The following is a 25,852-nucleotide window of genomic DNA, read 5'->3' on the forward strand; positions in this document are numbered from 1 at the left end:
ATCCTCTTCGTTCGTCGTGCGGTGGTTCGGCTGTCAGGACCGAGCAGCGCGGCCGGGTGCTGCCACACCCGGCCACGCGCACGTCACCCGACGTGGTCCTCGTAGTACTTCGTGATCGTCGACAGGGTCTCCTTGGCGGACTGCTGACCGTTGATGAGCTTGCCGACCTCGGCCGTGGTCGGGTCGGTGCCGAGTTCCTTGCCCTCGACGGCCCACTTGGCGCTCTCCTTGGCGTAGGAGCTCGAGATGGGATCGGCTGCGTCGATCTCCTTCTGGTACAGCGCGAACGAGTCCTTCGCGGCCTGCGACTCGAACGGGTAGGAGATGTCCAGCCCGGTCTCGACCGGCAGGAAGCCGTTCGTCGTCACGAGCTTCGCGTAGTTCGTCGGGTCGTACATGAAGTCGATGAACTTCTTCGCTGCCTTCCCGCGGGCGTCCGAGTTCTCGAAGCCGACGATGTTGCCGCCGTAGTTGATCTCGGTCGCGTGCGTCGGGTCGGCCGGGGTCGCAGCGCTCGCCCAGTCGAAGTCGGTGATGTTCGACGCGAAGTCCGAGGACTGCCAGACGCCGGAGAAGTACGCCACGACCTGGCCGCTCTTGAACAGGGCGTTCGGGTCCTGCCCGCTCGTCCACACCGACTTCGGCATGGTCGAGTCGTCGTTCATGTCGGCGAAGTCCTGCAGCGCGGCGACGGTCTTCGCGTCGTTCGGGAACGAGCCGTCCTTCTTCTGCTGCATGAAGTCGGTGCCCTTGGTGAACATGTAGGCGCGCAGTCGCGAGGGCGACGAGTCGAACACGAGGTCGTACTTCGCGCCGGTCTTCGCCTTCACCTGGTCGGCGGCCTTGAGGAACTCGTCCCAGCTCCACGCCTTCGCCGGGTCGGTCGGGTAGGCCACGCCGGCCTTCTCGAACAGCGACTTGTTCACGAACAGACCCGCTGCGGTGACGTCGGACGGGATCGAGGTGACCTTGCCGTCGTCGTCCTTCGCGATGATGTCGGTGTCGATCTTGTTGGCCTTGTCGTCGACGATCGAGGACAGGTCGACGGTCTTGCCGGTCCAGATCGGGTCGATGCCCGCGGCGCGGACGACGTCGGGCAGCGACTTCGCCTGCGCGGATTCGCGGAGCTTCGTCTGCAGGCCGTCGTACGGCAGGTTCACGATCTTCACCGCGACGCCGGTCTTCTTCTCGTAGTCCGTCGCGAGGTCCTGGTAGCCCTTCTCCTGCGCCGTCGAGGTCGACAGCCAGAACGTCAGGCTGTCCACCTTGCCGCTGTCGCCGGAGCTGCCGGACGCACAACCGCTGAGGAGCGCGAGTGCGGCGATCCCGCTGGCGAGTGCCAGCATTCTCTTGGATGACTTCATCGTCACTGCTTTCGTTCGGGGCCACGGGCTGCTGCCGCGGGCGAGCGTTCGGGGTGTCTCGGCCGAGGACACAAGGTCTACACGAGGACGGCCCGTCTGGCAAGCGCTTTCCTGACGAATGTCCCGACATGGTGGCGTCCCCGTCTCCGGTCCGTCAGCAACAGGGCGGAGCCGCCCCGCGCCTCCTGGAAATCGCTATCCTCACCACAGACCGCGCGCTGCGCGGATCGGACTGGAGGCACGACATGCCCGAGCGAGGCACCGTCACCCTGGCCGACGTGGCTGAGCGGGCAGGCGTGTCGCTCGCGACCGCCTCGCGGGCACTCAACGGCAGCACGCGGAAGGTCCGACAGGAGTCGGTCGACCGCGTCCACGCCGCCGCGCAAGAGCTCCGGTACACCGCCAACGTGCAGGCGCAGGCAGTGGCCCGCGGGACGACCACGACCCTGGCGCTCGTCGTCGGCGACATCGCCGACCCCTACTTCGCGGCCATCGCGGCCGGCGCCATCCGTGCGGCGGACGAGGCGGGGCTGGTCGTCACGATCACCTCGACCGGCGGTGACCCCGCACGCGAGGCCGACGTGCTCGGCGTCGTCGCCGGCCTGCGCCCGCGGGCCGTCGTGCTGGCGGTCAGCCGGCACCTCGGGGGCGACGCAGACCTCGGCGCCGCCGTCTCCGGGCTCATCGCGGCCGGGGCCGGTGTGTCCGCGCTCGTGTCCGACCTCGACGGCGCGGTCGCCGGGGTCCGGGGCGTGCAGCCGCTCGTCATCCGCAACCTCAGCGGGGCGGCGTCCCTCGCCGGGGCGCTCGTCGAGCAGGGGCACGACTCGTTCGCCGTGCTCGCCGGCGACCCCGACCTCGTGACGGCGCACGCCCGGGTCGAGGGGTTCGTGGCGGGACTCGCTGCGCACGGGCTCCGCCTGCCGGACGCGTCGATCGTCACGTCCGAGTTCTCCCGCGACGGCGGCCACCGGGCGATGTCCGTGCTCCTCGACCGCGCGGCCGCCGGGCTCGCGGCGCTGCCGCGGTGCGTGTTCGCGGTGACGGACCTCATGGCGGTCGGCGCGGTGGCGGCGATCCGGGAGCGCGGGCTGGTCCCCGGCGTGGACGTCGGCGTGGCGGGGTTCGACGACGTGCGGATGCTCGCCGACGTCGTGCCGGCGCTCAGTACCGTGCGGCTCCCGCTCGAGGAGATCGGCGCGCTGGCGGTGCGGCGGGCGCTCGGGCTCGAGGCCGACGGCGCGATCGACGGCGAGGTCGTGCTGCGCGCGAGTACCGCGCGGTAGCGCCGCGGCGGGCGGCGCGTCGTGTGACTTCGGCGGGCCTGACTCCGCCGCCGGCCGCCGCGCGCTGAGATCGCACTTCGTGCCGGTTGGCGTCGCCGCTTCCTGCACGAAGTGCGATCTCGGCGGACCTGAGCGGCGCGTCGTGTGACTTCGGCGGGCCTGAGCCTGCTGGCGGCTGCCGCGCGCTGAGATCGCACTTCGTGCCGGTTGGCGTCGCCGCTTCCTGCACGAAGTGCGATCTCGGCGGACCTGAGCGGCGCGTCGTGCGACCTCGGCGAGCCTGACCCGCCCACCCAGCCCGACCCGACCCCGCCCGGCCCGACCCGTCCCGACCGCCCCCAGCCCCGACGCGGCAACGGGTGCAACCAGGTGCGCGGAACGCGACACGTGGTGTACGGTTCCCGGCAAGCGCTTTCCAGCCCGTCGGGAAGCCGGCCACAGCGAGCAAGGGAGCACGCGTTGACCACGCGAACCATCGGCATCATCATGAACGGCGTCACCGGACGCATGGGCTACCGGCAGCACCTCGTCCGGTCGATCCTCGCCATCCGGGACGACGGCGGACTCCTGCTCCCCGACGGCACCCGCGTGCAGCTCGAACCCCTCCTGGTCGGCCGGAACGCCGCGAAGCTCGAGGAGATCGCGAACCGGCACGGCCTCGAGCACTGGACGACCGACCTCGACACCGCGCTCGCCGACCCCCGCTGGGACGTCTTCGCCGACTTCGCCGTGACGAGCGCCCGCGCCGACGCCCTCCGCAAGGCGATCGCCGCCGGCAAGGCGATCTACACCGAGAAGCCGACGGCCGAGACCTCCGCCGAGGCGCTCGAACTCGCGCAGCTGGCCGCCGACGCCGGGGTCCCGAACGGCGTCGTGCACGACAAGCTCTACCTGCCGGGCCTCCGGAAGCTCCGCCGTCTGATCGACTCCGGGTTCTTCGGCCGGGTCCTCAGCGTCCGCGGGGAGTTCGGCTACTGGGTGTTCGAGGGGGACTGGCAGAGCGCGCAGCGTCCGAGCTGGAACTACCGCCGCGAGGACGGCGGCGGCATCGTCGTCGACATGTTCCCGCACTGGAACTACGTGCTCGAGCAGCTCTTCGGCCGCGTCGAGTCGGTGTACGCCCGCGCGGTGACGCACATCGAGCACCGCACCGACGAGCAGGGCCACGAGTACCCGGCGACGGCGGACGACGCCGCCTACGGGGTGTTCGACCTCGCGGGTGGTGTCACCGCGCAGATCAACTCGAGCTGGGCGGTCCGCGTCGACCGCGACGAGCTCGTGGAGTTCCAGGTCGACGGCACGGACGGCAGCGCGGTGGCGGGCCTGTTCGGGTGCCGGATCCAGCCGCGGACCGCCACGCCGAAGCCGGTGTGGAACCCCGACCTCAAGGACGAGCGGGACTACCGCGGGCAGTGGCTCGAGGTCCCCGACAACGAGGAGTTCGGCAACGGCTTCCGTGCGCAGTGGGAGGACTTCCTCCGCGACCTCCTGGCCGGGCGCCCGCACCCCTACGACCTGCTCTCCGGTGCCCGCGGCGTCGCACTGGCCGAGGCCGGTCTGCGCTCGAGCGCCGAGGGTCGACGAGTCGACCTGCCGGAGCTCGACCTGCCGGAGCTCGACCTGCCGGAGGCGGACCTGCCGGAGCGGCGCCTGTCCACCGGGGCCGAGCCGCGCCTCCAGGCAGAGACGCCGGAGGTCGCCCAGCGCACGGAGACCGTCGGAGCCCGCGCGTGACCGACTCCTTCACCCTCCTCGCCGCGGACGGCACGACGCGGACGGAAGCCGCACGCGAGCCGGCCGTGACCGCGGCGGCGAAGCCGACCGGTCCGCTCACCGAACGGGTCGTCTACGCAGCCGCACACGTCGTCCCACGGGTCGCCGCCGACAACACGCCGGGAGCCCCGGCCGACCTCGACTGGGACGCCACCCTCGCGTTCCGGCACCACCTCTGGTCGTGGGGGCTCGGCGTCGCCGACGCGATGGACACCGCGCAGCGGAACATGGGCCTCGACCCCGCCGCCACCCGCGAGCTCGTCACCCGCAGTGCGCACGAAGCGCAGTCCGTCGGAGGCCGCATCGTCGTCGGCGTCAACACGGACGACCTGCTCGACGAGACGGCGAGCGAACAGCAGATCGTTGACGCGTACGTCCGGCAGCTCCACCACGCCGAGGACGCCGGCGCCGGGGTGGTGCTCATGGCCAGCCGGCACCTCGCCCGGTTCGCGACCTCCGCCGCGGACTACCGCCGCGTGTACGCCCGGGTCATCGAGCGGGCGAGTGCGCCCGTGGTGCTGCACTGGCTGGGGGAGGCGTTCGACCCCGCGCTCGCCGGGTACTTCGGCGGCGCGGACGGGCCGGACACCGTCCTCGCGATCATGCGCGACGCTGGATCCCGGGTCTCGGGCATCAAGATGAGCCTGCTCGACGCGAGCGCCGAGGTCGCCCTGCGCGACCGGCTCCCGGAGACCGCCCGCATGTTCACCGGCGACGACTTCCACTACGTGGACCTCATCGCCAGCGGGAGCGACGCCCTCCTCGGCGCCTTCGCCGCCGTCGGCCCCATCGCGTCCGCCGCCGTGCGCGCCCTGCCCGACGAGGCCTGCTACCGCGCCCTCCTCGGTCCCACCGAAGCCCTCTCACGCCACGTCTTCAGCGCCCCCACCTGGCACTACAAGACCGGCATCGCCTTCCTCGCCTGGCTGAACGGCCACCAGCCCGCGTTCGCCATGGTGGGCGGCCAGCACGCGGGCCGGTCCCTGCCGCACCTGTCCGAGACGGTGCGGCTCGCGAACGCCTGCGGCGCCCTCGAGGACCCGTCGCTCGCCGCCTCGCGCTGGCACGACCTGCTCACGTCGGCCGGTGTGCCGGTGACGGCCTGGAGGCCCGGATCACCCGCCGCCGAACCCGCCGTCGCCGAGGTGGTCGCGTGAGCACCGCAGCAGGCGCGGTGGTCCCCGTGCGGCCGGGTGCGGTCGCACCGCACCCACGCCTCTCGATCAACCAGGCGACGATCAAGTACGCCGCGCTGTCCGACGCGCTCGACACCGTGCGGGCCGCCGGGGTCGGGGCGATCGGCACGTGGCGGGAGCCCGTCGCCGAGGTCGGGCTCGACGAGGCCGTCCGCATGGTCGCCGACTCCGGGCTCCGGGTCTCGTCGCACTGCCGGGGCGGGTTCTTCACCCTGCCCCCGGGGGCCGACCGCCAGCGCGCGCTCGACGACAACCGTCGGGCGATCGACGAGACCCGTGCCCTCGCCGCAGCCGGCGCCGGGGGATCGGCAGCGGTCCTCGTGCTCGTCGCCGGGGGACTGCCCGACGGGTCGCGGGACCTCGCCGGGGCGCGAGGCCGCGTGGCCGATGCCCTCGCCGACCTCGTGCCGCACGCGCTCGACGCCGGCGTGCAGCTCGCCGTGGAGCCCCTGCACCCGATGTACGCCGCCGACCGGGCCGTGGTGTCGACCCTGGCGCAGGCGCTCGACCTCGCAGCGCCGTTCCCGGCCGCTGCCGTCGGTGTCGTCGTGGACACGTTCCACGTGTGGTGGGACCCGGCGCTCGCCGCGTCCGTGGCCCGCGCCGGAGCCGCCGGCCGGATCGCGTCGTTCCAGGTGTGCGACTGGCTCACGCCGATCGCCGCCGACCCGCTGCTGTCCCGGGGTGTGATGGGCGACGGGCACATCGACTTCGGGCCGGTGACCGCAGCGGTCTCGGCCACGGGCTACTCGGGTGACGTCGAGGTGGAGATCTTCAACCAGGCGGTGTGGGACACGCCCGCGGCGTCGGTCGTGGAGCGGGTCGTGCGGGCCTTCGCGTCCGAGGTGCCCCTGCCCGCCTGACCCGGCCCTCCCTCGCACCGTGCGAGGCCGCCCGGCTCCGCCCCCCTCGCACCGTGCGAGGTGGGGCTCCGACGGTGCGAGGTTCCGCACTCGGTGGGACCCCGGGCGCCTCGCACGGAGTCCGGGACCTCGCACCGGACGCCGACGCGCGCCGCGACCTCGCACCGTGCGAGGTCCGCCCGCGCCTCAGCGCCGCCGGACGAGCACCACGCTGTCGACGACCTCGTGCGGCTCGCCCTCGGGTGTGCTCGCCGTGCGCGGCCGGAGCTCGGCGGCGAGCACCTCCCAGGTGGCGTCGAGCCCGAGCGCCGCGAGGTCCTCCGCCGGCGTCGGGAACCGGTACGCCCGCAGCTCCTCGGGCAGGTCCCCGTGCGGCGGTGCGGCATGCGCGGTGACGAGCAGGTGTCCTCCCGGCGCGACGAAGTCGGTCGCCCGCCGCAGGACGGCCTCGCGGGGGATCGCCACCGGCCACGACTGCAGGAACGACGCCGTGACGAGGTCGAACAGCGCCGCCGTCGTCCACCGCGCGAGATCGGCCGCGACGAACGCCGTCCGCTCCTCCAGCCCCGAGGCGACGGCGGCCCGTGATCCACGCTCGAGGGCGGTGACGGACAGGTCGATGCCCGTCGCGTCCCACCCCTGCCCGGCGAGCCAGACGACGTCGCCGCCCTCACCGCACCCGAGGTCGAGCGCTCGCCCGGGCCGCAGCGTGTCCGCCACCGAGGCGAGCACGGCGTTCACCCGACCCGACCAGATGCCGTCACGTTCGGAGTACCGCGCCTCCCACCAGTCCCGGGCCGAGGCCGCAGCCGGCGCGGGAACACCGGAAGCGGGAACACCGGAAGCGGGAACACCGGAAGCGGGAACACCGGAAGCAGGAGCAGCGGACGCGGGAACAGCGGAGCCAGTGTGCATCCGCGCAGTCCACCGCACCCCGCGTCCGCCGGACAAGATCCGTTGCCGGACCGGCAACGGATCGGGCTGATCCAGGCGACGAAGTCCACGGGCGGGCGCACGAGGGGGACAGCGTCCGATCGGCATCGCGCTGCCGAACCCCTCCGTGACGCCCGGTCAGGACGAGCGAACTGTCCCCCGGTCGAGGGGCATACTGCCAGGTCGACGTAACCCTCTGGTCACGCACCATGGCCGAGGAACGATCACCATCGAACCACGCAGCACGGACGCGACCACGCAGCACGCGATCGCGAAGCACCCGCAGTACCCGCAGTACCCGCGGCACCCGCAGTCAACGCAGCAAGCGAAGCAAGCGCAGCACCCGAACACGCAGCACGCACGCAGCACGCGAACACCCGCAGCACGCACGCGAACACGCGACACGCCTGCGAACACGCACCCGCACCGCACCCGCACCGTACCCGCACCACTGCAACGCCATTCGTCACGCCTGAACCAGGGGAAGGCCCGACATGACGTCCACGGACACGGTGGCCGACGCGCGCCACGACGCATCGACCACGAGCACGACCACCACGACCACGACCACCACCGATCAGGAACACCGGCCGCCACAGAGCGGCACGGAGGACCCGCAGTACCTCCCGGCGCCGCCGACGGACCGCGAGAAGTACTGGTACATGGGCCGACAGCACCGCTGGATGCTGTTCGCCCAGGCCGCCGCGTTCGCGCTCATCGCGTCGAGCATCTGGCGCTTCTCCACATCGGCTCCGGGACTGTTGCTGTTCCTCATCCCGACGACGCTGTACTGCCTGACCCTGGTGATCTCGCTCACGACGAGTTCCCGGAGCAAGCGGTTCCGGAAGCGCGACCACGTCGAGCGGATCCGCACGTGGGCGCCGGACCGGTACCCGACGGTGGACGTGTTCCTGCCGACCGCGGGGGAGCCGATCGCGATCCTCGAGAACACCTACTACTGGGTGTCGAAGCTCCGGTGGCCGACGACCCTGACCGTGTACGTGCTCGACGACGGGGACCGCCCCGAGGTCGCCGACCTCGCGCGCCGCTACGGCTACCGGTACGAGGTGCGCCCGAACCGCGGCCACCTCAAGAAGGCCGGCAACCTGCGGCACGGCTACGAGCAGTCGGAGGGCGACCTCATCGCGGTGTTCGACGCCGACTTCGTGCCGCGCGCCGACTACCTGCACGAGCTGGTGCCGTACTTCGACGACCAAGGCCTCGGCATCGTGCAGTCGCCGCAGTTCTTCGACGCCCGCAAGGGGATGCACTGGCTGCAGCGCACCGCCGGTGCGACGCAGGAGCTCTTCTACCGCTGGATCCAGCCGGCCCGCGACCGGTCGAACGCGGCCATCTGCGTCGGCACGTGCGCGATCTACCGTCGTGCCGCACTGGAGCAGGCGGGCGGCTTCGCCCAGATCGGCCACTCCGAGGACGTCCACACCGGGGTGAACCTCATGCGCGTCGGGTTCCTGGTCCGGTACGTGCCGATCCTGGTGTCGAAGGGCATGTGCCCGGACGACCTGGCATCGTTCCTCAACCAGCAGTACCGCTGGTGCACGGGGTCGATGTCGCTCCTCGCCGACACGAGCTTCCACGAGAACCCGCACATCAGCCTGCGGCAGCGGATGTGCTTCTGGTCGGGCTTCCTCTACTACATCTCGACCGCGGTCAACGTGTTCCTGTCGCCGCTCCCGGGCCTCGTGATGCTCTTCGGGCTGCCGCAGTGGATCATGCCGCAGAACTCGGTCTGGCTGCTCGGCGCGATGTTCATGTGGCTCGTGGTCGTCCCGATCATGTACAAGTCCCGCTGGCGCATCGACGTCCTGCGGATCCAGTCGCTGTACTCGTTCGCCCACGCCGTCGCGATCGTGCACGTCCTCACCGGCAAGACGAAGGAGTGGGTGCCCACCGGCGCCGCGAAGAAGGTCACGACGCCGCTCGGCACGCAGATCGCCCGGGTGATGCGGATCACGGTCACGTCGTCCCTGCTCGTCACGTGGACGGGGCTCGCGTGGGCGACGGTCCGGTTCGGCTTCGACGTGCTCTGGGCGATGTGGATCCTCGCCGCGATCCACGCCTACGTGCAGGTCCCGATGCTCTTCCTGTCGGTCCCGTCGGCACCGGGGCGCGCGGTCCGGAAGGCGGCTCGGGCGGACCGCCGGGAGGCGCGACTCGCCGCCCGCAGGCCGGCCCGCCCCGTCGGGGCGTCGGCTTCCACCCCCGCACTCGCCTCCGTCACGGCGGCGGACGCGACCGATGCCGCCCTGCCGGCACCGCCGCTCTCGCCGGCGGTGAGCCCGTCGTCCCCCGTCGGTTCCGTGCCGGAGCCGAGCCGCGCCTCCCGGCAGGACCGTCCTGCGTTCGGTGAGCGACTCGACCCGGTCGCGCTGCCGGCTGCTGCCGCCCCCGTCGAGGTGCCGGTCCAGGCCGAGCGTCCGCAGGCGGTCGGACCGCGCGTGTTCCGGCCGGACATCCAGGGGCTCCGCGCGATCGCGGTGCTCCTCGTCGTCATCTACCACACGGGTGCGCCGGTCCTGAGTGGCGGCTACGTCGGGGTGGACGTGTTCTTCGCGATCTCCGGGTTCCTCATCACGGGGCAGCTGCTCCGTGAGGTCGACCGCAAGGGCCGGATCGACTTCGGCGCCTTCTACGCCGGGCGCATCCGGCGGCTGCTGCCGACCGCGCTCCTCGTCATCGCCGTGACCGTGGTGGCGACCCGCGTGTTCGACTCGATCCTGCGCGCCTCGAACGTGGCGTGGGACGGTGTCGCGGCGACGTTCTTCGCCCTCAACTACCGGCTCGCCGCGCAGGGGGTCGACTACCAGGCCGCGGACGGTCCGGCCTCGCCGCTCGAGCACTTCTGGTCGCTCGGCGTCGAGGAGCAGTTCTACCTGCTCTGGCCGCTCGTGCTGACGCTGGCGATCGTGCTGTGGAAGCGGCACCGCCGGCTCGCGATGGCCGCCGTCGTGACGCTCGTGTTCGCCGGCTCGATGTGGGCCTCCGTCACGATCACCGCGCACGACTCGCCGTTGGCGTACTTCTCGATGCAGACCCGTGCGTGGGAGCTCGCCGCCGGGGCGTTCCTGGCGATCGGCGCCCGATGGCTGAACCGCATCCCCGCGATGCTGCAGGTCGCGCTGACCTGGCTCGGTCTCGGAGCGGTGCTGGCGAGCGCGTTCGTGTACTCGGACGAGACGCCGTTCCCGGGGACCGCCGCGCTCCTGCCGGTCCTGGGCGCCTGCGCGGTGATCGCCGGCGGCGGCGTGTACCGCCGGGGTTCGGTCGAGACCGTGCTGCAGCTGAAGCCCTTCCAGGCGATCGGCAAGGTGTCCTACGGCTGGTACCTCTGGCACTGGCCGATGGTCGTGCTCGTCCCCGTGATGGTGAACCGCGACCTCGGTTGGCTCGAGAAGCTCGAGGTGATGGCGGTCGCACTCTGGGTCGCCACGATCACCTACCACCTCATCGAGTCGCCCTCGGCCCGGGCCAGGTGGAAGCGGATCCGCTGGGCCGCGGTCGGCGCGGCAGCGGCTGCGGTGACGACGGCGACCGCGGTGGTGGTCGTGTTCTCGGTGCCGGCGCTCGTCGGCAGCGGTGGCACGGTGCAGGCGGCGACGCTCGACCAGGGCAACACGAAGGAGATCCAGTCGTCGATCCAGTCGGCGCTGAAGACCTCGGACGTGCCGGCGAACCTCACCCCGGGGCTCACCGACGCCGCCGACGACCAGCCGGACTCCACCGACAACGGCTGCCACGCCGGCTACCTGCAGATCCAGCAGAAGGCGTGCGTGTACGGCGACCCGACCGGTTCCCGCACCGTCGTGCTCTGGGGCGACTCGCACGCACAGCAGTGGCTGCCCGCGTTCGACGCCGCCGGCAAGTCCGAGGGCTGGAAGGTCGTCGCGTGGACCAAGGCCGCGTGCCCGGTCGCGCAGGACGTCGAGCTGTTCAACTCGTCGCTGAAGCGGACCTACACGGAGTGCCCGACCTGGCGCGACGCGTCGATGAAGCGGATCGAGGCGCTCGACCCGGACCTCGTCGTGATGGCGCAGTCGGACAACGTGCCGGGCAAGCAGGTGTCGAACACGACGTGGGCCGACGGCACCGCCGAGACCGCGGCGACGATGCGGGCCTCGGGCGTGAAGACCGTGTACATGCTCGACACGCCGGTGCCGAACGGCGACGCCGTGTCGTGCGTGGCCGAGCACCTCGACACCGTGGGGGAGTGCAACCAGTCGGAGAAGCAGGCGTACGCGGTGTCCGGCCGCCACGAGGACGTCGCCGAGACCGTGCGTGCCGCGGGCGTGCCGACCGTGGAGCCGCGCGACTGGTTCTGCACGGACGACGGGTGCCCGGTGGTGGTGCAGGACAAGCTCGTGTACCGCGACCAGACGCACATGTCGACGGCGTACAGCCGGTGGCTCGAGCCGCTCGTGGCGCCGCTGCTGCGGACGTCGTAGGGCGCGGCGCGGCGGCGCGCGCGTATTCGCGTTGAGCGACACTTCACGCGTGCATCACGGCGTGAAGTGTCGCTCAGCGCGTGATGTCGCGCGCCGGGCGTCGGGCACGGGCGCCGCGCGCCGCGGCCGCGCGCCGCGCGCCCGACGGCTCAGGCGACGGACTCGTCCTCGGGGACCGGCTCGGCGTTCTCGATGCGGGCGCTCGCCGTGGCCATGTGCTCGTCCATCGCCCGCTGCACGGCGAGCACGTCGCCCGCCCGGAGCGCCTCGAAGATCGCACGGTGCTCGTCGTACGCCGCCTCGGTCGCCTGGCGCGTCCGGACCCGGCGTCCGACCCACACGCTGAGCATCGACCGGAGGCTCTGCAGCAGGTCGGCGAGCACGTCGTTCCCGGCGGCGCGGGCGAGCAGAACGTGGAACCGCACGTCGGCGTCGATGAACGCGTCGGGGTCGTCGAGCGCGGTCTCCTGGCGGTCGAGGTAGGTCTGCAGTTCGTCGAGCTGCGCCGGGGTCGCGCGCTGGGCGGCGAGGATCGCGGCGGTCCGTTCGAGCGACGACCGGATCTCGAGCAGTTCGCGCGTGCGGTTCGAGGCGAGCATGAGCCCCCACGACAGCGTCGTCGGGAGCAGGTCCGACATCCCGCCGCGCAGGTACGTGCCGGAACCGGGGCGGATCTGCACGATGCCGAGGATCTCGAGGGCGGCGAGGGCCTCGCGCACGGCGGACCGGCCGACCCCGAGCCGCTCGGCGAGGACCCGCTCGGACGGCAGCCGCGACCCCGGTGCGAGGTCCCCGGCGGTCAGCAGGGAGACCAGCTGTCGGGCGACCTCGGACGCAGGGGACCCGGCCGGGACGGACTCGAGTTCGAGCCGGATGTTGAGGGGGTCGTTCTCGCTGAACGCGGGCATGCAGTGAGCGTACCGGTCGGTCAACCGGTTACCGGGGACGTCGGATCGCGCCGAATGGTCAACCGGTTGACAAGTTGAAGGGGACCGCGCACACTGGTCTCCGGCGCACCGATGCGCCCACTCCGTGCCGGGCGCAGCAGCCCGTGCCAGGAGTCGAACCATCCCCACCGAGCAGGAGTCATCGTGGACATCCCCGCCACGCGAGGCATCCCCACCTCGGTCGTCGAGAAGACGGCCATCCGCAAGATCGCGATCCGCATCGTGCCGTTCGTCGCACTGATGTTCTTCATCAACTTCCTCGACCGCACCGCGATCTCCTTCGCCGCCCCGAACGGCATGGAGGCGGACCTCGGTCTGACCGCCGCCCAGTTCGGGTTCGCATCGGGTGTGTTCTTCGTCGGCTACCTCGTGCTCGAGGTGCCGTCCAACCTGGCGCTCCACAAGTTCGGCGCCCGGATCTGGCTCGCCCGCATCATGATCACGTGGGGCCTCGTCTCGCTGCTGTTCACGTGGGTGCAGAACTACCCGCAGCTCGTCGGCCTGCGCTTCCTGCTCGGCATCGCCGAGGCCGGCTTCTTCCCCGGCGCGATCCTGTTCCTGTCGACCTGGGTCCCGGCACGGCACCGCGGCAAGATGCTCGCGCTGTTCTACCTGGCGCAGCCACTCACCAGCGTGATCGGGTCGCCGCTCGCCGGCTGGCTGATGACGCACGAGGGCCTGCTCGGGGGACTGGCCGGCTGGCGCTTCATGTTCCTCTGCGTCTCGATCCCGGCGATCATCGTCGGCATCCTGTGCCTGTTCGTGCTCAAGGACAAGCCGTCGCAGGCGAAGTGGCTCGACGAGGACGAGAAGACCTGGCTCGAGGGTGCGCTCGCGAAGGAGAACGCCGCGAAGAGCGGGAACGGCCACGCCAAGGGCGGCCTCCGCGCGGCCTTCGGCTCCGGGCGTGTCTGGATGCTCGCCGCGGTGTACTTCGGCTTCATCTACGGCCTCTACGCGCTGAGCTTCTTCCTGCCGACGATCATCGACGGCTTCCAGGAGCAGTTCGGCACGACGTTCGACCTCTTCCAGAAGGGCCTCATCACGGCGATCCCGTACGTGCCCGCCGCGGTCGTCCTCTACTTCTGGTCGCGTGACGCCTTCCGCCGCGGTGTCCGGGTGTGGCACATCGCCGTCCCGGCCCTCGTGGGCGGTCTGAGCATCCCCGTCGCCCTCTACATGAACAGCCCGGCGGCCACCGTCGCCGTCATCGCGATCACGGCCTCCGCCATCTTCGCGGCGCTGCCGAACTTCTGGACGGTGCCGACGCAGTTCCTGACCGGTGCCGCTGCGGCCGCCGGCGTCGCACTCATCAACACCATCGGCAACCTCGGCGGCTTCGCGGCCCCGTACATCACGGGTGCGGTCAGCGAGTGGACCGGCGGCTACCAGGTGCCGATGTTCATCGTCGGCTTCTTCATGGTGCTCTCCAGCGTCCTGATGTTCGTCCTCGGCCGGAACACCAAGAAGCGCGACCAGCAGGACGCAGCAGCGACCGGCGCCGCGACGACCGTGCAGGAGACCGCATGACCCGCCTGTTCAACGACCCCGCGGACTTCGCGGACGAGATGGTCGACGGCTTCGTCGCCGCCAACCGGGCGTGGGTCCGGAAGGTCCACGGCGGGGTGGCCCGCGCCACGACGAGCCCGGAGGGCACCGTCGCACTCGTCGTCGGGGGCGGCTCCGGCCACTACCCGGCCTTCGGTGGACTCGTCGGACACGGACTCGCCGCCGGTGCCGCGATGGGGAACCTCTTCGCGAGCCCCAGCGCCCAGCAGGTCACCGCGGTCGCGAAGGCGTCCGAGCACGGCGCGGGCGTCCTCCTCTCCTACGGCAACTACGCCGGCGACGTCCTCAACTTCGACGCCGCGGCCCGTGCGCTGACCGAGGCCGGCATCGCGGTCCGCACGGTCCGCGTGACCGACGACGTCGCATCAGCACCGGCCGCCGAGGCGCACAAGCGCCGTGGCATCGCGGGCGACCTCTGCGTCTTCAAGGTCGCCGGCGCCGCCGCCGAGCAGGGCCGGACCCTGGACGATGTCACCGCCGTCGCCGAGCGTGCCAACGACCGCACCCGCAGCTTCGGCGTCGCCTTCTCCGGCTGCTCGTTGCCCGGTGCCGACGAGCCGCTCTTCACCGTCCCCGAGGGCCGCATGGCCATCGGCATGGGCATCCACGGCGAGCGGGGCATCGACGAGGCGGACGTCCCCACCGCGGACGGCCTGGCCGACCTGCTGGTCGACAAGCTCCTCACCGAGGTGCCGGACGGCGTCACGACCGACGGCGCCCGCGTCGTCCCGATCCTCAACGGTCTCGGCTCGGTGAAGTACGAGGAGCTCTTCGTCGTCTTCAACGCCGTGCAGCGGAAGCTCGCCGACGCGGGGGTCGTCATCGTCGAACCCGAGGTCGGCGAACTCGTCACGAGCTTCGACATGGCGGGCGTCTCGCTGACCCTGTTCTGGCTCGACGACGAACTCGAGCAGCTCTGGGCCGCTCCCGCCGACAGCCCCGCCTTCCGCAAGGGCGGTGCGGTCCCGCAGGAGCGCCTCCCCGAGCACGTCCTCACCGCCGACGTCCAGGCCCCGGTCACCCCGGGCACCCCGGAGTCCCAGGAGTCCGCGCGCGTCGTCGCCGCCGCGATCACCGCCATCCGGACGACGATCGACCAGCACGCCGACGAGCTCGGCCGGATCGACGCGGTCGCCGGCGACGGCGACCACGGCATCGGCATGCAGCGCGGTTCCACCGCCGCCGACGCGGCCGCCGGCGACGCCGCCGACCGCGGTGCCGGTGCCGGCAGCGTGCTCGCCATCGCGGGCGACGCCTGGTCCGACAAGGCCGGTGGCACGTCCGGCGCGATCTGGGGTGCCGCCCTGGAGGCACTGGGTCGCGTCCTCGGCGACGACTCCCGTCCGACGGCTGCCACCGTCCAGAGCGCGGTGCACGCCGCCGCCGACGCGGTCCTCGCCTTCGGTGCGGTGCCCGGCGACAAGACGATGGTCGATGCGCTCGTCCCGTTCGACGAGGTCCTGACCGCACGCGTCGGCGCGGGCGACGACCTCGTCACCGCGTGGGCGGCCGCTTCCGCCGCCGCGAGCACCGCGGCCGACGCCACGGCCGCCCTGCTGCCGCGGATGGGGCGCGCCCGTACCCACGGCGAGGACGCCGTCGGCACCCCCGACGCCGGCGCGGTCTCGTTCGCGCTCATCACCGCCGCGGTCCTCTCCACGATCGCCGTCCCGGCCTGAAGTCCGATCCACACCACGAAGGGCAATCCGCATGAGTGAGCAGCAGTTCCGCATCGTCGTCGGCTCGGACGACGCCGGGTTCGACTACAAGGAGATCATCAAGGCCGACCTGGCGAAGGACCCCCGGGTCGCGTCCGTGGTCGACGTCGGTGTCGACGCCGACGGACACACCGCGTACCCGCACGTGGCCGTCGACGCGGCGGAGCTCGTCGCAGCCGGTGAGGCCGACCGCGCGATCCTCGTCTGCGGCACCGGGCTCGGCGTCGCGATCGCGGCGAACAAGGTCCCCGGCATCCGTGCCGTGACTGCGCACGACTCGTTCTCCGTCGAGCGCTCGATCCTGTCGAACGACGCCCAGGTCCTCTGCATGGGCCAGCGCGTCGTCGGTGTCGAGGTCGCCCGCCGGATGGCGAAGGAGTGGCTCGGCTACACCTTCGACCCGTCGTCCGCCAGCGCCGAGAAGGTCAACGCCATCTGCGCCTACGAAACAAGCACTGCCGACGGCTCCGCACCGGTCGGCGCCGACGCATGAGCGCCGCCACGGCGACCGCCCCACTGACGATCGGGGTGTCGCTCAAGATGTACTTCTCGCACGCCCGGACGCTCGAGTGGGCGGCCGCCGTGGCCGACATCGCCCGGAACCACCCGGCGGTGCAGTCCGGAGCGGTCGAGCTCTTCGTCATCCCGACCTTCCCGTCGCTCGTGCCGGTCGGCGCCGTGCTCGAGGGCACGCCCGTGCTCCTCGGCGCGCAGGACCTGGCCTGGGCCGACGAGGGCGCGTTCACCGGCGAGGTCTCCGGCACCGAGCTCCGTGAGATCGGTGTCGACCTCGTCGAGATCGCGCACGCCGAGCGTCGCTCCCTCTTCCACGAGACCGACGACGAGGTCGCCGGCAAGGTCCACGCGGCCTTCCGCAACCACCTGCGGCCGCTGATCTGCGTCGGCGAGACAGAGCAGGCGGCCGACGGGGGCACGACCGCCGCCGTCGCCGAGGTCACCGCGCAGCTCGACCGGTTCGTGTCCACGGCCGTCGCGGACCGCATCGCCGGTCCGGTCATCGTCGCCTACGAGCCGGTCTGGGCGATCGGTGCCCCGCAGCCCGCCCCGGACGCGCACATCGTCGCGGTCCTCGCGGGGATCGAGCAGCACCTGGCGACCCGGCCGGAGCTCGCCGGCTCCGTCGTGATCTACGGGGGCAGTGCCGGTCCGGGCCTCCTCACCCGGGGAGCGGGACGCATCGGCGGTCTGTTCCTCGGACGGTTCGCGCACGACCCCGAGGCGATCCGCACGATCCTCGACGAAGCCGAGCAGCTGGGAGCACGAGCATGACCTCCCTCCTCGGCCTCTCCACCTACGCCTACTTCTGGCGCATGTCCGACCGCGTCCCGTCGCCGATGTCCCTCGACGACGCGCTCCGCGACGCTGCCTCCCACGACGGCGTCGACCTCTTCCAGATCTGCGACCACCTGCCGCTCGACACCGCGACCGACGAGCGCCTGGCCTCGATCCGGTCCCTGGCCGCCGACCTCGGTCTCACACTCGAGGTCGGAACCCGCGGCACCCGGCCCGAGCACCTCGCCCGGTACCTGCACGTCGCGCAGCAGCTCGGCGCGACGCTCGTGCGCAGCATGTGGACGAGCGGCGACGACCAGCCCGACGCGGCCGAGACCGAACGACGCCTGCGGCAGGCGCTCCCCGCCTACGAGCGCGCGGGCGTGACCCTCGCGCTGGAGACCTACGAGGTCGTCGCCACCGCCGACCTCGTCGCCGTCGTCAAGACGATCGGCTCCGACAGCCTCGGCATCTGCCTCGACCCAGCCAACACCGTCGCCCGGCTCGAACACCCGGGGGACGTCGTGGCGATGACCGCCCCGTTCGTCGTCAACTGGCACGTCAAGGACTCGGCGTTCACCCGGTCCCCGGGCTGGGTCGGGTTCCAGTACACCGGCGTCCGCACCGGCACCGGGCTCCTCGACCACGACGCCGTCCGCGCCGCGATCGACCCCGAAACCCGTGGCATCAACCGCGTCGTCGAGTTCTGGCTGCCGTGGCAGGACGAGCACGCGGGCGCCGAACCGCGACCGGGCGAGACGCCCGCCGAGACCACCACCCGCATCGAGGCGGAGTGGACCGAACACACCATCGAGTACATCAGGAGCAGGGAATCATGACCGACACCGCCATCACCACCCACACCGTCGCTGCCGGCTCGGGCACCGCCGACGTCACCGTCGCCGTGATCGGCGCCGGCGGCAAGATGGGCACCCGCGTCTCGAACAACTTCGCGAAGAGCGAGTACACGACGCTCTACAGCGAGGCCTCGCCCGCCGGCCAGGAGCGCATCCAGGAGCTCGGGCGCGAGCTCACCGACAGCGTCGAGGCCGCGAAGGTCGCCGACGTCGTCATCCTCGCCGTGCCGGACGTCGTCCTCGGCAAGGTCTCCGAGCAGCTCGTCCCCGTGATGAAGCCCGGCGCGTCGATCCTGACGCTCGACCCGGCCGCCGCCTACGCGGGGCTCCTCGCCAAGCGTGAGGACATCCACTACGCCGTGGCGCACCCGTGCCACCCGTCGGTGTTCCTCGAGCGCACCTCGAAGGAGGAGTGGGACGACACCTTCGGTGGCATCGCCGCCCCGCAGGAGGTCATCGCGGCCTTCGACGCGTCCGAGTCCCTCGGCGACGAGGGCGAGCGCGCGAAGGCGATCGCCGAGGCCGTCATCACGACGATGTACGCGCCGGTCATCCGGGTGCACTGGGTCACCGTGAAGCAGCTCGCCGTGCTCGAGCCGACCCTCGTCGAGACCATCGCCTGCATGATCGGCGACTTCCTCAACGACGCGCTCGAGGAGACCGTGACCGGTGTCGGGGTGCCCCGCGAGGCCGCGCGCGCCATGCTCTACGGCCACACCTGGATCGCGCTGACGAACGGCCTCCGCGGCTCGAACCCGTTCTCGGACGCCTGCCACATCGCGATGGGCTACGGCCGCGAGAAGCTCATCAAGGAGGACTGGAAGCAGGTCTTCGACGACAGCGAGCTCGACTCCGTCATCGCCAAGATGCTCAAGATCGACGCCGTCAAGCGCTGACCCGCGCTGACCCGCGCTGACAGACCGGAACGCCCCGCCGACCCCCTTCCGGCGGGGCGTTCCCCTTGCCCAAGGCGCAGTCAAGGCCGTCGGAACACCCGGGCAGCGGGGGAGCGGGTCCCGTCCGAGGTGACCACGCCCCGCGGCCCCCAGGCCTCGGCGAGCGTGATCGACGCGACGCCGGACACCGTGAGCGCTGCCACCGACGCCGCGAACCAGTCATCGGCGGCCCGCGAGTGCTGCCCCGGGTCGGTCGCGTCCGGCACGTCCTGCGGTCCGTACCCGTCCACCGTCGACGGGTCCGTCACCACCCGACCGGGCGCCGTCGCGACCGCGTTGAACCGTGGCCGCAGCGTCACCGGTCCGATGTGGAGCTGCCTGCCGGCGGCCAGCCTGGAGGCGCTGCTCACCACCCAGCGCTGCATCCGCACCGACTCGGTCACCTGGGCACGGGACCGGTCGTGCATCTGCGGCGTGAGAGCGAACGTGAGCGGGCCGTCCCACCCGCCGAAGACGTCGATCGAACGGTTCAGCTCGGTGAAGTGGGCGCGGGTACCGGCGACGGCCGCGAGGCCACCGTGTGCGCCCGCCGCTGCCCGCAGCGCGTCCTGCAGTGCGGGCGTGGTCACGTGCGACACGGGGTCGTACGCACCGACCCGGGCGACCGGCCCGTCGGCGAGGACCGCGTCGATCGCGGCCCGCAGCAGCGCCGGGTCGTCGGTCACGAACCGGACGTCGAGCGGTGCCCCGCCGGCGTCCCGACGGGCCGAGGCCAGCACCGCGGCGACGTTCGGGTCGCCGAGCACCGGCTCGACCAGGATCGGCACGTCGCGGAGCAGCGCGGCGTCGTCCGGACGCGCTGCAGTCGGTGCGGAGCCCGCGAGGAGCTGGAGCGTCGGTGGCGGGGTGACCACGGTGGTGGGAGCCGGCCCGTCCAGCAGGGCGAGGGCCGGGGCGGGGGAGGCCGCGCCTCCCGGCGGGAACGCACCTGCCGGACCGCAGTCCAGCGCGACGGACTGGTGGATCGTGGTGCCCGCCTCGAGCGCGACCGGGAACGGCTCGGACAGCGGCGTCGAGTAGGTCTTGTACGAGGCGTCGGTCCAGTTGCGCTGGTCCTCCATCTCGAAGCCGTCGCCGAGGAGGGAGACGTCGACGTCCACGCCGCCGGTCGTCCACGTGTACCCGACCACGTCGGTGGCGGGCTGGTGCGGTGCGATCCAGGTCGGGAACACGTGGTCGGTCGGGCCGCTGAACGGGTGCCGGACCGTGAACGGTGTGCCCGCCAGGGTCGGCGGGTGCAGGACGACGAGTCCGATGCGGTTGCGGCGGAACGCCCTGGTCGTCGTGCCGACGGCGTCGACCACCACGGTGCCGCCCGCGACGGACACGTCGAGCACGACGTCGAGGACCGGAACGGCGTCGTACGTGCTCGTCGCCTCGATCCGGACGTGCGCGCTCGAGTCGTCGTGCACCTCGACCGTGCGACGTCGGACCGTGTCGTCGGCGGTGCGCCAGTTGTGGTCGCGGGTGACGAACCGGATCGCCCGCAGGACCGTGACGCCGCGGTGCTGCACGTCCGCGACCTCGGCTCCGCGGAGGGTCAGCCGCCACGGCCCGACGGTGACGACCTCGTCGGCGTCGGCGTCGGCGTTGACATCGGTCGGCCGGTCCCACACGTCGTCGTCGGGCACTTCGTCGTCGGTCACGGTCTCTTGCTACCAGTCGGTCAACCGGTTGCGCAATGATGGGTTCGTGGAGCGACGGCGCTCCGAGGACGGAGTGCCCGCATGACCGCACGACTGACCGGCAGGACCGCACTGGTGACGGGAGCCGGGTCCGGCATCGGCCGCGCGATCGCCGACCGCTTCGTCGACGAGGGGGCACGTGTGGTCTACGCCGACCGCGACACCGCCGCCGCCGTTGCAGCAGCGGCAGCGTCAGCGGCAGGCGAGCACGCCGTCTCGTTGACGATGGACATCGCCGACGAGGCCAGCGTCGAAGCCGGGTACGCCGCCCTCGCCGCCCGGGGAGCGACGCCGGACGTGGTCGTCGCCAACGCCGGCGTGCAGCTGTTCGGCCACGACGCGAAGGTCGCCGACGTCTCGCTCGAGACCTGGAGCCGGACGCTCGCGGTCAACCTCACCGGCACCTTCCTCACGGTGAAGCACGCGGTGCGGGCGATGCTCCCGGCCGGCGGAGGATCGATCATCGCGACCGGTTCCCCGACGGGCCTCAACGGGGAGGGGGCCGACTTCGCCGCGTACTCGTCCACGAAGGGCGGCATCCACGCCCTCGTCCGCGCGACCGCGATGGCGTACGCACGCGACGGCATCCGGGTGAACACCGTCGTGCCGGGCTACACCGAGACGTCGCTCGTGTCGTCGATCTCGGGCGACCCGGCGTCACGCGCGGCGATCGTGTCCCGGATCCCGCTCGGCCGCCCCGGCACCCCGGACGACGTCACCGGGATCATGGTCTACCTGGCGAGCGACGAGTCGGCGTACGCCACCGGCGCCGAGTTCCGCGTCGACGGCGGCATGACGACCCTGTAGCCCCGCGCCCCGAGTCTCGGCTCGGCGGACGTTTCGCGCCCTCCAGGAGCCCGAAACTGTCCGCCGGCCCGAGTCTCGGCAGGCCACGGCGCGCGGTCCGTCCATCATGCGCAGTTCTGCAGTCCGGACCGCGCGGGGTGGGACACGTCCGCGTACGTTCCCGTGCAACGGCATTCGTTTTGCGTCCCGTCGTGACGCGGACTGTCCTGAGGATCTGGTCCGGTCACGCGCGGGGAGCAACGTGATCAGGGAGCACGAAATGACGAAGTACGAATCGAACGACGACGTCCAGCCGGTCCGTGTGACCACGTACCGCCACGTCCGGAAGGCCACCAAGCGCGGGTGGCCGTTGCCCACTGACTCCGAGCCGTCGCTCGGTGACCTCGTGCGGATCCAGGACGGTCGTGGACGGGGACGCAGATGAGCCCCCCGGTGACCACTGTCACGCCCAGCCCCGCCGACACCGAACTCCGCCGGACGCACGTCGGCGAGTTCGTCCGGCGCGGGACCGACCCGGAGGAGGCGCTGTCCTTCTACCAGGAGGTCTACGACGGCCGCGACCTCGCCTTCGCGCCGGGCCCGATGCCGTTCGGCTTCCGGTACCGCGCGACCGGCGACGGCCGTGTGAGCCTCCGCACGTCGTCGGTGTCCGCGCAGCGCTCCGGCGTGCTCGCGCCCGACCGCCAGTACATCCTGGCGTGGTCGGTCGAGGGGGGCATCGTCCTCGACGACGACCGCGAGGACGCGGTGGTCCTCCGGCCCGGCGTCCCGGTGATGTACCCGGCCGGTCGCCCGTTCCACGCATCGGCCCCGCCGGGGACCCAGCACCTCGTGCACTTCGACGCGGACTTCCTCGAGGCCGTCGCCGTCGTCGGCACCGATGCGCCGCCGACGCCCCTGGCCTTCCCGGTCCAGGTACCGCCGGAGCGCCTCGGGCCCCTCGTGTCGGTCCTCCGCGAGATCGCACCGACGATGCTCGATCCCCTCGTGGTCGACGGGGACCGCGCCGTGCTCGACCTCCGGCTCGCCGAGGCGGCGGTGGAGGCATTCCGTCCCGTCGACGAGGCTGCCGCCCGGAACACCCCGATCACCACGGTCGAGCGGGCGAAGGCCTTCATGTACGCGCACTTCGACCGTTCGCTCGCCGCGACGGACATCGCCGCCGCCGCGGAGGTCAGCGTGCGCACCCTGCAGGAGGCCTTCCAGCGCTACGAGTGCAGCACCCCGACGGCGTGGCTCCGTGACCTCCGCCTCGAGAAGGCCCGGCTCGGCCTGCAGCTCGCCGACGTCCGGGAGACGTCGGTCGCAGCGGTCGCGCAGTCCTGCGGGTTCCGGCACATGGGGCGGTTCTCGGGTGCGTACTACCGCCGGTACGGCGAGTACCCGGGGGACACGCTGCGCGGGCAGCGCCGGCTCATCGCCGTCGCCGCGCGCACGGTCGAGCCCGAGCGGGCCGAGACGGTCCTGACCTGACCGTCGGGCCCGGCCTGACCGTCGGTCCTGACCTGACCGTCGGTCCTGAACCGACCATCAGGGCGGACGGGAGGCGCGGCGCGGTTCCGCCCCGTCCGCCCAGCCCGCCCCGTGCTCGCGTGGGTACCGTCGGGTGATGCAGTCCGAGAGGCACCCGGCCGGTGCCGGTGCGAGCGCCAGTGCCAGTGCCAGTCCCGGTGCCGGTCCCGGTGCCCGGGTCGAGGTCGCCGTCCGCGGGCACGGTGCACCCGTCCTCGTCGTGCACGGCACTCCCGGCGGGATCGACGGTGCCGAGATCATGGCGCGGTTCCTGCCCTCCGACGGATTCCGGGTCGTCACGGTGTCCCGTCCGGGCTACCTCGGCACGCCGCTCGACCCCGACCGGTCCTCGCTCGACGACGAGGCGGACCGGTTCGCCGCCGTGCTCGACGACCTCGGGATCGACCGGGCCGCCGTGCTCGCGTGGTCGGGCGGTGGTCCCGCCGCGTACCGCTTCGCGGTCCGCCACCCCGACCGCATCCGGTCGCTCGTCGTCGCAGCCGGCCTCTCCGGACCCTGGGTCCCGCCGCACCCCGGCCCGCTCGAGTGGATCGTGACGCACACCGTCGCCGGGGCCGCCCTCGCCCGCGCGGCGGCACGGCTGGCCCCGGCCGCGGTCGTCCGCTTCGCCGAGGCCGGGGTGAGCTCCCTCCGCGGTGCGGCACTCCGCGAGCACGTGCGGGGCGTCCTCGCCGACCCGCTGCGACGTGCGTTCGTGCTCGACCTCGCGACGACCGGCAACACGTCCGGGCGGCACCGTCCCGGGTGGGACAACGACGTGCGGAACCTCGGCGCGGCGCTCGACCTCGGCCTCCGCGACGTCCGCACCCCGACCCTGCTCGTGCACGGCGCCGCCGACACCGACGTCGACCCGTCGCACAGTGCACGGGCCGCGGCGGAGGTCCCCGGTGCCGAACTCGTCACGCTGCCCGGCGGGACCCACTTCGCACTGTGGGCGCACCGCGACGCCGCGGCCGTGCAGGAGCGTGTCCGAGCGCACCTGCGGTCCGGCCAGGCCTGACGGGGCCGCCCGCACGCCGGGCCGCCCGCACGCCGGGCCGCCCGCACGCCGGGCCGCCCGCACGCCGGCCCGCCCGCACACCGAGCCTCAGCTCGCCGAACCCACCCCGACCCCGAGCGCCCCGAGCAGCGCGTCGAGCGCCCGGTCGAGCTGCGGGGTCGTCAGCGCGCCGTACCCGAGGACGACGCCGTCCGGCGCGCTCCCCGGCGCGACCTCGTACTCGTCGAGCGCACTGACGAGGACCCCGGCCGCGACCATCCGCGTGACCACGGCCCGCGCGGTCACCGGAGCCGACCACGTCACCACCGCGTGCAGACCGCCGTTCAGGGCACGTGCCTCCAGGCCCGCGACCCCGTCGAGACGTGCCGCGATCTGCTCACGGCGGTGCGTGTAGTCGCGCCGGACCCGGCCGAGGTGACGACGGAGCGCGCCCGTCCGCAGCAGGTGCGCGAGGGCGACCTGGACGGACTCCGCGACGACCGGGCCGCGTGCCCTCCTGGCGGTCGCGACGGCGTCCGGCGCGGCGCCGGGCGGCAGGGCCAGGAACGCCACCCGGAGCCGCGGGTCGAGCGTCTTCGAGAAGGTGCCGAGGTGCAGGACGACACCGCCCGTGTCGAGCGCCGCGAGGGCCGGCACCGGGGTCCCGCGGTGCCGGAACTCCGAGTCGTAGTCGTCCTCGACCACCAGACTGCCGGACCGCGCGGCCCACTCGAGCAGCCGGAGGCGCTGGGCCACCGGCATCACCGAGCCGAGCGGGTACTGGTGCGTGGGGGTGACGACGACGGCGTCCACCGGGCCGACCGCCCGCAGTGCGTCGAGGTCGAGGCCGTCGTCGTCCACCCGGACCCCGACGAGCTCGGCGCCGGCGCTCGTCATCGCCCGTCGGCCGGACCGGTAGCCGGGGTCCTCGACGACGATCCGCGGCGTCCGCCCGAGGTGCGTGCGGAGCCCCTCGACGACGAGGGACAGCGCCTCGGCGGCCCCGGCCGTTACGACGACGCGCGCGACGTCGGGCGCGAAGCCACGGCTCAGTCCGGCCTGCGCGGCGATCCGGGCGCGGAGCTCCGGCATCCCGAGGGGGTCGGACAGGGTGTTCTGCAGCGGGGCGTCGGCTGCCGCGCGCCAGGCGGCCCGCCAGTCCCGCTGGGCGATCGCGGTCACGGCGGGGATGCCCGGTCGGCAGTAGAGCAGGGCGGGGGAGTGCGCGTGCGCGGGGGAGTGCGGGTGCGCGGGGGAGTGCGCGTGCGCGTGGGGGTCCACCGCCCCGTCCCGCGCCGGGCCGCCCACGGTGCCCGCCCGGTCGCCCGTCACGGGCACGCCTGGCACCCCCTCGGCCACGCGCGCCACCGCCCCGTGCCGCGTCCGGATCCACCCCTCGCCGTCGAGCTGCTCGTACGCCGCGACGACCGTGCCGCGGGCGACCCCGAGCTCGGCGGCCAGCGCCCGGGTGGAGGGCAGTGCTTCCCCGGCCGCGAGCGTGCCGTCCTGCACCATCGCGCGCACCCGCGCGACCACCCCCGCGGTCTTGCCCGTAGCGTGCACGTGGCCCTCGGTCTCGCTCGACTGGTCCACCGGGCCTCCGCTGATCTGGTCCACCAACCGGACCACT

General features: G+C 72.6%; 20 protein-coding genes and 1 pseudogene. 16 read left to right on the plus strand and 5 right to left on the minus strand.

Annotated features, from left to right (window positions below; genetic code table 11):
* Nucleotides 1–83: 83 nt before the first annotated feature.
* Nucleotides 84–1,364, minus strand: coding sequence for an ABC transporter substrate-binding protein (locus DEJ28_RS06385; RefSeq protein WP_258368055.1), 1,281 nt, complete (start codon nt 1,362–1,364; stop codon nt 84–86).
* A gap of 278 nt (nt 1,365–1,642) precedes the next feature.
* Between DEJ28_RS06385 and DEJ28_RS06390 the strand changes: the two genes are divergently transcribed.
* The 4 genes from DEJ28_RS06390 to DEJ28_RS06405 all read left to right on the plus strand — a co-directional run bounded on the left by DEJ28_RS06390 (nt 1,643) and on the right by DEJ28_RS06405 (nt 6,482).
* Nucleotides 1,643–2,650: a LacI family DNA-binding transcriptional regulator gene (locus DEJ28_RS06390; RefSeq protein WP_258368054.1), complete on the plus strand. Its 1,008-nt coding sequence runs from the start codon at nt 1,643–1,645 to the stop codon at nt 2,648–2,650.
* A 486-nt stretch (nt 2,651–3,136) separates the two neighbouring features.
* Entirely contained in the window at nt 3,137–4,384 is a 1,248-nt protein-coding gene (locus tag DEJ28_RS06395) for a Gfo/Idh/MocA family protein (RefSeq protein WP_111117531.1), read from the plus strand.
* A complete protein-coding gene (locus tag DEJ28_RS06400; RefSeq protein ID WP_111117529.1) occupies nt 4,381–5,580 on the plus strand; it encodes a DUF993 family protein in 1,200 nt (399 codons plus the stop codon). Before DEJ28_RS06395 ends, DEJ28_RS06400 begins: the two co-directional genes overlap by 4 nt.
* Nucleotides 5,577–6,482 (plus strand): sugar phosphate isomerase/epimerase family protein, encoded by a 906-nt coding sequence (locus tag DEJ28_RS06405; protein ID WP_258368299.1) that lies wholly within the window; start codon nt 5,577–5,579, stop codon nt 6,480–6,482. The genes DEJ28_RS06400 and DEJ28_RS06405 overlap by 4 nt, the downstream gene beginning before the upstream one ends.
* 186 nt (nt 6,483–6,668) lie before the next feature.
* Here DEJ28_RS06405 and DEJ28_RS06410 read toward each other — a convergent pair whose 3' ends face one another.
* Nucleotides 6,669–7,397 carry a class I SAM-dependent methyltransferase gene (locus DEJ28_RS06410; protein WP_111117528.1) on the minus strand — a complete coding sequence of 243 codons (729 nt, stop codon included), beginning with the start codon at nt 7,395–7,397 and terminating at the stop codon, nt 6,669–6,671.
* Here DEJ28_RS06410 and DEJ28_RS18050 point away from each other — a divergent pair.
* Both DEJ28_RS18050 and DEJ28_RS06415 read left to right on the plus strand, forming a co-directional pair.
* A pseudogene (locus DEJ28_RS18050) lies at nt 7,311–7,607 on the plus strand (pentapeptide repeat-containing protein); the annotation flags it as partial. The gene DEJ28_RS06410 and the pseudogene DEJ28_RS18050 overlap by 87 nt on opposite strands.
* Nucleotides 7,608–7,909: 302 nt before the next feature.
* Entirely contained in the window at nt 7,910–11,878 is a 3,969-nt protein-coding gene (locus DEJ28_RS06415; protein ID WP_111117527.1) for an SGNH hydrolase domain-containing protein, read from the plus strand.
* Nucleotides 11,879–12,027: 149 nt separating this feature from the next.
* Here DEJ28_RS06415 and DEJ28_RS06420 read toward each other — a convergent pair whose 3' ends face one another.
* Nucleotides 12,028–12,786 (minus strand): FadR/GntR family transcriptional regulator, encoded by a 759-nt coding sequence (locus DEJ28_RS06420; protein WP_111117526.1) that lies wholly within the window; start codon nt 12,784–12,786, stop codon nt 12,028–12,030.
* A gap of 183 nt (nt 12,787–12,969) precedes the next feature.
* Between DEJ28_RS06420 and DEJ28_RS06425 the strand changes: the two genes are divergently transcribed.
* Genes DEJ28_RS06425 through DEJ28_RS06450 form a run of 6 tightly spaced genes read left to right on the plus strand, consistent with a single transcriptional unit; the run spans nt 12,970 to nt 19,158 of the window.
* The gene (locus tag DEJ28_RS06425) at nt 12,970–14,355 is read left to right on the plus strand and encodes an MFS transporter (RefSeq protein ID WP_111117525.1); all 1,386 of its coding nucleotides are present in this window, start codon (nt 12,970–12,972) and stop codon (nt 14,353–14,355) included.
* Complete coding sequence (locus DEJ28_RS06430) at nt 14,352–16,073, plus strand: dihydroxyacetone kinase family protein (protein ID WP_111117524.1); 1,722 nt, start codon at nt 14,352–14,354, stop codon at nt 16,071–16,073. Before DEJ28_RS06425 ends, DEJ28_RS06430 begins: the two co-directional genes overlap by 4 nt.
* A gap of 31 nt (nt 16,074–16,104) precedes the next feature.
* A complete protein-coding gene (locus tag DEJ28_RS06435) occupies nt 16,105–16,605 on the plus strand; it encodes a ribose-5-phosphate isomerase (RefSeq protein ID WP_111117523.1) in 501 nt (166 codons plus the stop codon).
* Nucleotides 16,602–17,402 carry a triose-phosphate isomerase family protein gene (locus DEJ28_RS06440; RefSeq protein ID WP_111117522.1) on the plus strand — a complete coding sequence of 267 codons (801 nt, stop codon included), beginning with the start codon at nt 16,602–16,604 and terminating at the stop codon, nt 17,400–17,402. Before DEJ28_RS06435 ends, DEJ28_RS06440 begins: the two co-directional genes overlap by 4 nt.
* Nucleotides 17,399–18,244: a sugar phosphate isomerase/epimerase family protein gene (locus tag DEJ28_RS06445; protein WP_111117521.1), complete on the plus strand. Its 846-nt coding sequence runs from the start codon at nt 17,399–17,401 to the stop codon at nt 18,242–18,244. Before DEJ28_RS06440 ends, DEJ28_RS06445 begins: the two co-directional genes overlap by 4 nt.
* Complete coding sequence (locus DEJ28_RS06450; protein WP_111117520.1) at nt 18,241–19,158, plus strand: phosphogluconate dehydrogenase C-terminal domain-containing protein; 918 nt, start codon at nt 18,241–18,243, stop codon at nt 19,156–19,158. The genes DEJ28_RS06445 and DEJ28_RS06450 overlap by 4 nt, the downstream gene beginning before the upstream one ends.
* Before the next feature lie 80 nt (nt 19,159–19,238).
* On the opposite strand, the gene DEJ28_RS06455 is transcribed toward DEJ28_RS06450, so the two are convergent.
* Entirely contained in the window at nt 19,239–20,864 is a 1,626-nt protein-coding gene (locus DEJ28_RS06455; protein ID WP_111117519.1) for a D-apionate lactonase family protein, read from the minus strand.
* An 81-nt stretch (nt 20,865–20,945) separates the two neighbouring features.
* Here DEJ28_RS06455 and DEJ28_RS06460 point away from each other — a divergent pair, with 81 nt between their 5' ends.
* The 4 genes from DEJ28_RS06460 (at nt 20,946) to DEJ28_RS06475 (ending at nt 24,243) form a co-directional block, all read left to right on the plus strand.
* Nucleotides 20,946–21,710, plus strand: a complete 765-nt coding sequence (locus tag DEJ28_RS06460; protein WP_111117518.1) for an SDR family NAD(P)-dependent oxidoreductase — start codon at nt 20,946–20,948, stop codon at nt 21,708–21,710.
* 259 nt (nt 21,711–21,969) lie between these two features.
* Nucleotides 21,970–22,134, plus strand: coding sequence for a hypothetical protein (locus DEJ28_RS06465; RefSeq protein WP_181433888.1), 165 nt, complete (start codon nt 21,970–21,972; stop codon nt 22,132–22,134).
* Nucleotides 22,135–22,142: 8 nt separating this feature from the next.
* Complete coding sequence (locus tag DEJ28_RS06470) at nt 22,143–23,183, plus strand: AraC family transcriptional regulator (protein WP_111117517.1); 1,041 nt, start codon at nt 22,143–22,145, stop codon at nt 23,181–23,183.
* A 136-nt stretch (nt 23,184–23,319) separates the two neighbouring features.
* A complete protein-coding gene (locus DEJ28_RS06475) occupies nt 23,320–24,243 on the plus strand; it encodes an alpha/beta fold hydrolase (RefSeq protein ID WP_111117516.1) in 924 nt (307 codons plus the stop codon).
* Between the two features lie 87 nt (nt 24,244–24,330).
* Here DEJ28_RS06475 and pdxR read toward each other — a convergent pair whose 3' ends face one another.
* Complete coding sequence (gene pdxR / locus DEJ28_RS06480) at nt 24,331–25,851, minus strand: MocR-like pyridoxine biosynthesis transcription factor PdxR (protein ID WP_181433887.1); 1,521 nt, start codon at nt 25,849–25,851, stop codon at nt 24,331–24,333.
* Nucleotide 25,852: the final 1 nt, after the last annotated feature.

The organism is Curtobacterium sp. MCPF17_002, assembly GCF_003234115.2.
Classification (GTDB): Bacteria; Actinomycetota; Actinomycetes; order Actinomycetales; family Microbacteriaceae; genus Curtobacterium.

Coding starts and splice junctions, on each gene's coding strand:
- DEJ28_RS06395 (WP_111117531.1), top strand. CDS start 3,137: ATGAACGGCGTCACCGGACGCATGGGCTACCGGCAGCACCTCGTCCGG.
- DEJ28_RS06465 (WP_181433888.1), top strand. CDS start 21,970: ATGACGAAGTACGAATCGAACGACGACGTCCAGCCGGTCCGTGTGACC.
- DEJ28_RS06410 (WP_111117528.1), bottom strand. CDS start 7,397: ATGCACACTGGCTCCGCTGTTCCCGCGTCCGCTGCTCCTGCTTCCGGT.
- DEJ28_RS06420 (WP_111117526.1), bottom strand. CDS start 12,786: ATGCCCGCGTTCAGCGAGAACGACCCCCTCAACATCCGGCTCGAACTC.
- DEJ28_RS06460 (WP_111117518.1), top strand. CDS start 20,946: ATGACCGCACGACTGACCGGCAGGACCGCACTGGTGACGGGAGCCGGG.
- DEJ28_RS06475 (WP_111117516.1), top strand. CDS start 23,320: ATGCAGTCCGAGAGGCACCCGGCCGGTGCCGGTGCGAGCGCCAGTGCC.
- DEJ28_RS06450 (WP_111117520.1), top strand. CDS start 18,241: ATGACCGACACCGCCATCACCACCCACACCGTCGCTGCCGGCTCGGGC.
- DEJ28_RS06430 (WP_111117524.1), top strand. CDS start 14,352: ATGACCCGCCTGTTCAACGACCCCGCGGACTTCGCGGACGAGATGGTC.
- DEJ28_RS06445 (WP_111117521.1), top strand. CDS start 17,399: ATGACCTCCCTCCTCGGCCTCTCCACCTACGCCTACTTCTGGCGCATG.
- DEJ28_RS06385 (WP_258368055.1), bottom strand. CDS start 1,364: ATGAAGTCATCCAAGAGAATGCTGGCACTCGCCAGCGGGATCGCCGCA.
- DEJ28_RS06435 (WP_111117523.1), top strand. CDS start 16,105: ATGAGTGAGCAGCAGTTCCGCATCGTCGTCGGCTCGGACGACGCCGGG.
- DEJ28_RS06415 (WP_111117527.1), top strand. CDS start 7,910: ATGACGTCCACGGACACGGTGGCCGACGCGCGCCACGACGCATCGACC.
- DEJ28_RS06440 (WP_111117522.1), top strand. CDS start 16,602: ATGAGCGCCGCCACGGCGACCGCCCCACTGACGATCGGGGTGTCGCTC.